Raw genomic sequence first — 9,880 nt, 5'->3', positions numbered from 1 at the left:
TTATATTAAAGGTTTTATTTTAATGTTTTCTTAAAATAACATTAAAAATAACTAAGGTTAGATAAATAATTTTTTTTTTGTGATATAATGGAAAATGTGAAAAATATGTAAAGAATAAATAAAGAAACATATTTTAATTACTAAAAAAACAATTTAAAATTTTAAAAGATTTAGGGGGGTTATAAGATGTGTGGTCATATATCTATATATTATAAAAATAAAAAAGCTGATGAACTATTTATAAGACAATTAACGGAAAAGATAATCCATAGAGGACCAGACGATACGGGATACTTTATAAAAGATAATATCGCATTTGGATTTAATAGACTAAGTATAATAGATTTAGAATGTGGAAATCAGCCATTTAAAAAAGAAAATAGAACTATTATATTTAATGGTGAAATATATAATCATAATGAGTTAAGAGCAGAGTTAAATAAAAGTAATGAATTTACTACTAATTCAGATACTGAAGTTCTTTTAACATCTTATATTAATTATGAAGAAAAATGTTTAGATAAGTTAAGAGGTATGTTTGCATTTATTATATATGATGAAGTAAAGGACATAGTCTTTGGTGCTAGAGATCATTTTGGAATAAAGCCTTTATATTATATAAATAATGATGAATTTATAGCCTTTTCATCTGAATATAAATCTTTGGTAAACTTAGTTGGTAAAATAAGTGTGGATAAGAGTGCATTACAAAATTATTTATCATTTCAATATACACCTAACTATAATACCATTATTAATGAAATTAAAGAGGTTCCAAATGGAACATATTTTACAATAAAAAATGGTGACATAGAGTTTAAGAGATATCATAAATTTAAATTTAGTAATAAAGATGTAATAGAAAAAAATGCTTATGACATTATAAATGATTCTGTAAAACATCACATGATAGCAAATGTTGAAGTTGGAACTTTTCTTTCGGGAGGAATAGATTCTACTATTACTACAGCGTTAGCAGCAAAAATTAATCCTAAAATTAAGTCTTTTTCTATTGGGTTTGATGTAGAAGGATATAATGAATTAAATTTTGCAAAGAAAACAGCAGAATATTTAGGTATAGAAAATATATCAATAAATGTATCGGAACAGGAGTATATAAAAGCTCTTCCAAGTGTAGCTTATTATATGGATGATCCGTTAGCAGATCCATCCTGTGTTGGTATTTATTTATTATCAGAGGAAGCTAGAAAACATGTAAAAGTAGTTTTATCTGGAGAAGGAGCAGATGAATTATTTGGAGGATATAACATTTATAAAGAATATTATAGTCTTAAACCATTTTCATATTTACCAGAAGCAGTAAAAGGTAAAGTTAATAAGATGGCTAAATTACTTCCAGACATAAAGGGAAAAAGCTATTTGTTAAGAGGTACTACCAAGTTAAAAGATAGATACATAGGTAATGCTAAAATATTTAGCAATGAAGAGGTAGAAAACATAATACATGATTATGATGAAAATAATACTTGTAGCAATATTTTATCTAGTTTATATAAAGAATGTGATAAGAATAATTATGATGATGTTACAACTATGCAATACATAGATATGAATACGTGGTTAGAAGGAGATATTTTATTAAAAGCTGATAAAATGTCTATGGCACATTCCTTGGAGGTAAGAGTACCATTTTTAGATAAAGAAGTTTTAAAGTGTGCTGAAGGTTTAACATTATCTCAAAAGGTAAATAAAAATAATACAAAGGTTTTATTAAGAGAAGCATTTAAGGATATAGTCCCGCCTTATATGAAGGAAAAGAAAAAGCTTGGATTTCCAACACCTATAAGAGTATGGTTAAAGAGTGATTTAGGAAGATATGTTAGAGAAACTATTACTAATGCAGATGTAGATAAATTAATAAATAAGAAATATGTGATTAATTTATTAGATGAGCATATTAAAGGTGAAAAAGACAATTCACGAAAGGTTTGGACAGTATTTATGTTTTGTTTATGGCATCAAATATATGTTGAAGGAAAATCTATATGTGAATTAGAATGGGATAATGAAAATGATAGTAAGTATAAATTAGCATAAGTTATATGAGTGAAGTAGATAAAGTAAGTTTACTTCACTTTTATTATGCCTAATATTAATAAATTGTAATAATTGAATTTATAGTAATGTAATATTCAAATTTTATACTATAGTTATAGTAGGAAATGAAGGGGAGATTACAGTTATGTCACTTATAGAAGTAAAGAATTTAAGTAAATTATATGGTAGTGGAGAAGCAGAAATTACGGCTTTAAAAAACATAAATTTAAATATAGAACAAGGTGAATTTGTAGCAATAGTTGGACCATCTGGATCAGGGAAAAGTACATTATTGCATTTACTTGGTGGAGTAGATAAGCCTAGTTCTGGAGAAGTAATAATAAAAGTGGAAAGTATTTATAAATTAAAGGAAAAAGAATTAGCCATTTTGAGAAGAAGAAAGTTGGGGTTTGTATTTCAATTTTTTAATTTGATACCAGTTTTAACTGCAGAAGAAAATATTGAAATGCCTGTACTTTTAGATAATGGAAAGATAGATAAAAATTATATGAATGAGCTTTTAAAATTATTAGGTTTAGAAGAAAGAAGAAATCATCATCCATCAGAGTTATCTGGAGGACAACAGCAAAGAGTTTCTATAGGAAGAGCCTTAGCTAATAAGCCATCAATTATTTTAGCAGATGAACCAACAGGAAATCTTGATTCCAAAAATTCAAAGGAAGTATTAGAACTTTTAAAATATTGTGCAAAAAAATATAATCAAACATTAATTTTAATTACACATGATATTAATATAGCAAAATCTGCAGATAGAGTTATTACTATTGAAGATGGTCAAATCACTACTGATGAGGTGATTAAATAATGAGAAGTTATAGTGATATTACTTTAAAATATTTAAGTAAGAATAAGAAGAGAAGTATATTTACTATTATAGGAATAATACTTTCATTGTCTCTTATTAGTGGAGTTGGATTTTTAGGTTTAAGTTTTAGAGATTTTATGTATGATAGGGCTATTAAAGGTAATGGAGATTATGAATTTCTTTTCTTTGATGTTGATAAGAGGGTAATTTCTATATTAAGAAATGATGTTGATTTAGATAAAGTTGGAGTTAGTACGATTGAAGGTAGTGGATCTTATAAGATAGATGGATATGAGGATAGTGAAGTTCATATTGATAGTGAAGATGAGACTGCTTTAAATGAAATATTTAATCATGAATTAACAGAAGGAAGATTGCCTAAGGGAAGTTCGGAGTTAATTATAGATAGTCATGCTAAAGAATATTTAGGGTTAAGTATAAACGATAGGATTAATGTTGAAGAAATAACTTATAAAGGTGGTAAAGAAGTAAAGACTAATAACTTTAAAGAGTATACTATTGTTGGATTTTCAAAAGAGAGCGTTAGCCCAAATGGAACATACTTTTATGCAGTAACTTGCTTAGATGAAATAAAAAATAATAAAAGTTATGATATTAGATTTACAGTTAAAGATAGAAAAAATAAAATAGATATAGCTATAAGCAAAGCAAATAACTTAAAGGTATATCAAGAGAAAATGTATATCCATAATGAGTTATTATCATTGCGTGGACAAACAGGATATACAGGAATTAATACTGCAATTAATGGAGCAGTTATATTTGTGATAGGAATAATTATAGTAGCTACTGTATTTTTAATTTATAATGCAATAAATATATCTGTAACAGAAAGAATGACTGAATTTGGAATATTAAGAAGTATAGGAGCAACTCCAAGTCAAGTAAGTAGATTAGTTATTAGAGAATCTTTAGCTTTATGCTTGATGTCAATACCTTTTGGAGTGACATCAGGATTTATAGGAGTATGGACTACTGTTAAATTATTAGAAAATAAGATAGCAATGATGATTGGGGATGGAGAAGGAATATTAGCAGTTAAGTTTTATCCAAGTATAATATTATTTACTGCAATAATAGGAATAATAACAATATTTATGGCATCTTTTGGGCCAGCAAAAAAAGCAGGAAGGGTATCTCCTATAAACATAATAAAGGGTAATAAAAGTAATGAGAAAATAAAATATTATAATGGTAAAATCATTAGAAAAGTATTTGGTATTGAAGGTTGGATTGCCTATAAAAATATAAGAAAAAATTCTAAGAGATTTATAGTTACAACTCTTTCATTAAGCATATCTTTAATAATGTTTATATTATTTACAACATTAAACATGAAGAGGATAGAGGAACTTAATTATATAAACAAAAGTAGTATAACTCATGGTGAAATTTATGCAAGTAGTGAAGATGCTAGTGAAATAGAAGATAAATTAAATAAAATTGAGGGAATAGGAGAAAAGTTTATTCAAGCAAGAACAGGAGTATCGCTTTTAGCTTTGGATTTAAATTTAATTTCAGATGAGTTTAAAGAGATATTTTCTTACGAGGTTGATGAATTCTTAAGTAATGTTCAAATTTATGGATTCGATGATAATTCATTAAAAGAAATAGGTATCACTGATGGTTTAAAAGAAAATGAAGTAATATTAGTTAATAGTAGAAGTCGGTATGATGAAAATGGTAAATTAAAAAATATTAATATAACTAACTTAAAAGAAGGAGATACTTTTAAAGTACCAGCAAGTAATTTTAATGAATTTCATAATGAAGATTATACTGAAAGTTTATTAAAAGATAAGGCTTTGTTTTAAAATAGTGTTGAAATTAGCATAACATAATAGGATGTCCATTTGGACATCCTATTTGAATCGCAATAGATTAATATTGTTCACTTTATTATATTATAGCATTAACTTAATTTACACATTTCATTTAAAGTATTTTTGTTATTTCTTTAATACACATTTTCCCCATCGTAGTCGTACAAAGACAAAGTCATTCTTACAAGTATATTTATCTCTAGCTTAATTGGTTTTGGAAGTATTTATTTATCCTATTTTAATGTCTTTAGCATCATTTGTAGTTATTTACTTTATTGTTGCAATAAACACATACAATAAAATCATTTCTAATTACTTATCAAATATAAAAGAGGCTATCACATGAACAATTTTCAATTGGTATGCGACATCCTCTTTCATTTATGCATTGTTTATATAGATACCTAGAATCACTCTAGATTATATATGACTGGTATTTAACATAATCCTCTTTACTACATTCTATACTAAATAAAGTTCCTTCATTAGTATATTCAGTTTCTAGAACAGTTGAACTATCAATTATATAAGATGTCATTTTACCATCTTTATAAGGAACCATAACCTTACATTTTATATAATCCATAAATATATTTTTACATATAGATTCCAATAATTCTTCTATACCTATATATTTTTTAGCTGAAACCAGCATCCCTTCTATATTGAATGTATCTAATTCCATTAAATCAACTTTATTATATACATAAATCACAGGAATATTATCCGCCCCTATTTGATTTAATGTTTCATTTGTTACATTTATATGATTTTCATAATTAGGATTAGATATATCAATCACATGAAGTAATAAGTCCGCATCACAAACTTCTTCTAGAGTAGACCTAAAAGCTTTTACTAAACTATGAGGTAAATCCCCAACAAATCCCACTGTATCTGATAATAAAAAAGATTTATTATTATCTAATTTTATATTTCTAACATAAGTTTCTAAAGTTGCAAATAGCATATTTTTTTCAAATACTTTTTTATCTTCATCATTTATAAACTTCTCTACTAAAGCATTCATAACAGATGACTTACCAGCATTTGTATATCCTACTAAAGCTACATTAGGAATATTAGATTTTTTCCTTTTACTTTTTTGTACTTCTCTTTGATTTTTTAATACTTCAAGCTCTTTATTTAAATTAGCAATTTTATCTTCTATTCTTCTACGGTCTAATTCTAATTTTGTTTCTCCTGCGCCTCTGTTTTTAGTCCCTACTCCACCACTTTGACGACCTAAATCTTCATTTGAACCAACTAATCTTGGTAATTCATATTGGAGCTTCGCAACCTCTACTTGTAATTTAGATTCTCTTGTTTTTGCTCTATTTGCAAAGATATCTAATATTAACGCAGTTCTATCTATGACATTACAATTTATTTCTTCTTCAATATTTTTAACTTGTGACGCTGATAATTCATTATTAAATATAACTATATCTGCATTGTTTTCTTCTACTAAATTTTTTAATTCATCTATCTTCCCACTACCCATATAAAAAGTAGAGTTAACTTTCTTTGAATTCTGCTTAATTTGACCAACAGTTTCTATTTTGCAAGCTAAGCATAAATTTTTTAATTCTTCCATAGATTCATCAAAATTATTTTTATTATTTATATTAATTCCTACAATTATTCCTTTTTTATCATCTTCATAATCTCCTGTAATTTTATATTTAAATATTAACTTTAAATATCACGGGATTATGACTCTTTATTAAATTAAGATAATAGCCACAACCCGTGACTTATCCTCTTAATCTTATTGACGCTATTCCACCATTCATAATCATTTTAACACCTCCTAATTTAAATCTACTATTACTAATCTATCTTTTGTTTATATCTAAATAACTGTATCCAATCATTATAAGAAACTTCACTAATATTATTAAGATTTATACCTAGGTATTTAATTACTGCATGAATTTGATTTTTTGTAAATACATCTCTTAAGTTATTAATAGACTTAGATATAAAACTTGTATATTCATTCCATTCATCTTTAGATATATCATATTTATATTTTCTTTTAAAATATACTAAGACGCAATCTACACTAGGCATGGGATGGAAGTCTTCTCTATTAAAATAGTGCACTATCTTAATATCAAATTTAGTTTTTAAAAGTAATGATAATTTACTCTCTCTAGGTATTCCCATAAATCTTTTTGCGGAACCTTTCTCCATAACTAGCCACATATCAGTTGGTGAATTTAACTCTTCTAATAATAATTTCTTAATAATCTTTGTTGTTATATAAAAAGGAATATTAGAAAATACCTTATATTCTCTTTTTTTAGGTAATTTCCAATTTAAAAAATCTTTATTAATAAGAGTAACATTATTTTTACTTTTAAATTTATTTATTAAATTTCCATATAAACTTCTATCTAGTTCTATAGCTGTAACCCAATAACTTTTTTCACATAAAGCTTCTGTTATATGACCTTTTCCTGGTCCAATTTCAATAACAAAATCATTTTTGGATATATTTGTTTTTTTTATTAATTTATATATAGTATTTTTACTAGTAATAAAATTTTGCGATACACTAATATCAACTTTTCCTCTATAATTATTACTTTTAGCTTTCATTCATAATCTCCTTAATTCACTATTTTTACTCTTTAAATAGCACGGAGTTATGACATTATATTAAATTTGTTTAACGATAGCCACAACTCGTGCGCTATCTTCTTAATCTTATTGACGCTATTCCACCATTCATAATCATTTTATTTCCTCCTATTTTTCATATAATAAGCTTTAAATATTTGTTTATAATTTTTGCATCTTTATTAAGTAGTTATTTTCAAACGAAGATATTTTTAAATTTTTTCATTATTTATACTCTCTATGTTAACTATTAATATTAAATAGCGCAGAGCTATAACATTATAAAAAATCCCCTAGAATATAAGTCGATATTCCAGGGGATTTGTATATTAAGCATATGCTATCTAATTTATAATATACCCAGGAGTAATGTATATTTTTTTTAATTTATTAAGCATTATATATAAATTTTTCATAACTACAACTCCTTTCATATTTTAATGTATTTAATAATACCATAAACTATATTTACTGTAAAGCACTCCGATTCACTTCTAGCAAAATCACAATATACTTTATAGATAAAATAAAAAATAGGAGCTATGCTCCTATCCTTTTGCTTCGCAATATAATACAATTGTTCATCAATCATTATATTTATTGTACACTAAAAACAGTAAAATAAAAACAAATTTTACCTTTTATACATATATTGGTCTTCTTATCTTAAAGTCCTTTATTAAAGATATAGAATGTGTTGAGTTAGCATGAATAAAGAATTTCTTAGGCTTATTTCTTTCAATTTCTGTTTTAAATAATTGGGTCCATTTATACCAAAATAGGTAGTTTGTTAGGAACTTGGTTGAAACACCATTAAACTTTCTTATCCATCTTTTTAAGCTACTATGAAAAGCATTGACTCTTTGAATATTATAAATATCCACAGTTTTTCTCCCGCCCCTAATTTGATGTAATTCAAAATTATGTTGAGCCGCAAATGGGATATAACTCCTATGTTTATCAGTACATAAAATAGAATTTTCTTCAACAACCTCTGATAAAGCCCTATTTATATCAGTATAGTTAGGTCTGCCATCACATATTAAACCAGTATATATATTTCCTAATCTATCTACACCACATAATACACAGGCAAATTCCTTTGATATACCTCTTGTATTTATTTCTTTACCACGCTTTCTTGATTCCCTTGGCATAGTAAAATTAGAACTTTTGCTATGATTCCCTTTATAGCTAAGGGCAAAGTATGTCTCATCGAGTTCAATAACACCCTCAAGAGAGCCGTAGCCAATAAATTTTCTAATAGCGTCTATAATTTTATGTCTCCAAAAGAAAGCTGTTGCAATATTAATCTCAACAATTTCGGCACATTGCCTAATAGTGTTACCATTTATCATACATTGAGCATATAGTAGCCATTTATCTAATCCCTTTTTACTACTTGAAACTGGGGATTTAGAAAAATCATTGAAAGTTTTTTTGCACTCTGGATTTTGGCATTTATACCTTTGTTTAACGCCATTCTTGCCATGATATTTTCCATACTTAGATATTTTATCATGATTGCAAAAAGGACAGCACTTCCCCTTGTTAAATCTATTTTCAGCGATTTCTTCATCTATAGAGTTAGTTATTCCATTTGACATCAATACAGTCTTTAAAAAATCAAATACCTTCTCTTGCTCATATGTATTTAATTGTGAAACTTGCTGAATAACATTATTAACTCTTGGCATAAAAAACCTCCTAAATAGTAGTTATATTATATATTATAACCATATTTATAGAGGTTAATCAAATTTCAACAGTTTATTAAAACAAAGCCAAAGATAAAGCAGAAGATAGATATATAGAATTTAAAGTTAAGAAGGTTATTGATAAAAATCCATTTGAAGAAGGATATAATTATAATTTTACAATAATAATGGGATATACAGATTACGAGAAAGTTATAAGTGAGTTGTATTTAAATAAATGGATAAAGTTTAGGTATAGTGATATGAGTAATGAAGAGTTAACAGAAGAAGCATCAAAAGCAGTTCGTGAAATTGCAGATGAGTATGAGGAAACTTTTAATGACTTAAATGAAGAAAATAAGATGCAACAACAAATGTGGACTGTTATAAATGTATTTGTTTATGGATTTATAGTTATGGTAAGCTTAATAGGAATAGTGAATGTTGTAAATACAATTTCACTCAATATACTCCTTAAGAAAAAGGAGTTTGGAACGTTAGGAACTATAGGAATGACTAGAATGCAGTTAAGAAAAATGGTATTACTAGAGGGGATTCTTCATGGAGTATTTTCATCTATAATCGGAGGAGGATTATCTGTAGGTTTAGTATTATACGCAATTAAAATAATAGATTTTGGTTTTTCGGTTTCATCAAAAATATACTGGCAGCCATTTGTAATAGGATTTACAATTAATTTATTAGTTGTTTTTATAGATTCATTAATACCGTTAAATAAGCTTAGGAAAATGAGTTTAGTAGAAACTATAAGAAATATTGAGTAATAAAATATTTATAAAATATTAACAGTAGTTTATAATAGTAAT

General features: G+C 26.2%; 7 protein-coding genes. 4 read left to right on the top strand and 3 right to left on the bottom strand.

Annotated features, from left to right (window positions below; genetic code table 11):
* Positions 1-186: 186 nt before the first annotated feature.
* From asnB to HCG70_RS16670, 3 genes are all read left to right on the top strand, one after another.
* Positions 187-2,058, top strand: coding sequence for an asparagine synthase (glutamine-hydrolyzing) (asnB, locus tag HCG70_RS16680; protein WP_221698047.1), 1,872 nt, complete (start codon positions 187-189; stop codon positions 2,056-2,058).
* 145 nt (positions 2,059-2,203) lie between these two features.
* The gene (locus HCG70_RS16675; protein ID WP_221698046.1) at positions 2,204-2,884 is read left to right on the top strand and encodes an ABC transporter ATP-binding protein; all 681 of its coding nucleotides are present in this window, start codon (positions 2,204-2,206) and stop codon (positions 2,882-2,884) included.
* A complete protein-coding gene (locus HCG70_RS16670) occupies positions 2,884-4,719 on the top strand; it encodes an ABC transporter permease (protein WP_221698045.1) in 1,836 nt (611 codons plus the stop codon). Before HCG70_RS16675 ends, HCG70_RS16670 begins: the two co-directional genes overlap by 1 nt.
* A gap of 424 nt (positions 4,720-5,143) precedes the next feature.
* Here the strand turns inward: HCG70_RS16670 and hflX are convergent, their stop codons facing one another.
* The 3 genes from hflX to HCG70_RS16655 form a co-directional block, all read right to left on the bottom strand.
* Positions 5,144-6,370 carry a GTPase HflX gene (gene hflX, locus HCG70_RS16665; RefSeq protein WP_341474211.1) on the bottom strand — a complete coding sequence of 409 codons (1,227 nt, stop codon included), beginning with the start codon at positions 6,368-6,370 and terminating at the stop codon, positions 5,144-5,146.
* A 191-nt stretch (positions 6,371-6,561) separates the two neighbouring features.
* On the bottom strand, positions 6,562-7,335 hold the full coding sequence (locus HCG70_RS16660) for a 23S rRNA (adenine(2058)-N(6))-methyltransferase Erm(Q) (protein WP_007286427.1): 774 nt from the start codon (positions 7,333-7,335) through the stop codon (positions 6,562-6,564).
* A 662-nt stretch (positions 7,336-7,997) separates the two neighbouring features.
* The gene (locus HCG70_RS16655; RefSeq protein WP_055257692.1) at positions 7,998-9,053 is read right to left on the bottom strand and encodes an IS1595 family transposase; all 1,056 of its coding nucleotides are present in this window, start codon (positions 9,051-9,053) and stop codon (positions 7,998-8,000) included.
* 263 nt (positions 9,054-9,316) lie between these two features.
* On the opposite strand from HCG70_RS16655, the gene HCG70_RS16650 reads away from it, so the two are divergent.
* Positions 9,317-9,838, top strand: coding sequence for an ABC transporter permease (locus HCG70_RS16650; protein WP_221698044.1), 522 nt, complete (start codon positions 9,317-9,319; stop codon positions 9,836-9,838).
* Positions 9,839-9,880: the final 42 nt, after the last annotated feature.

This window comes from Clostridium sp. K04, from assembly GCF_019734375.1.
Lineage (GTDB): Bacteria > Bacillota > Clostridia > Clostridiales > Clostridiaceae > Clostridium > Clostridium saudiense.
The sequence above is the reverse complement of the archived record's forward strand: the minus strand, read 5'-3'. Positions and strand labels throughout refer to the sequence as shown.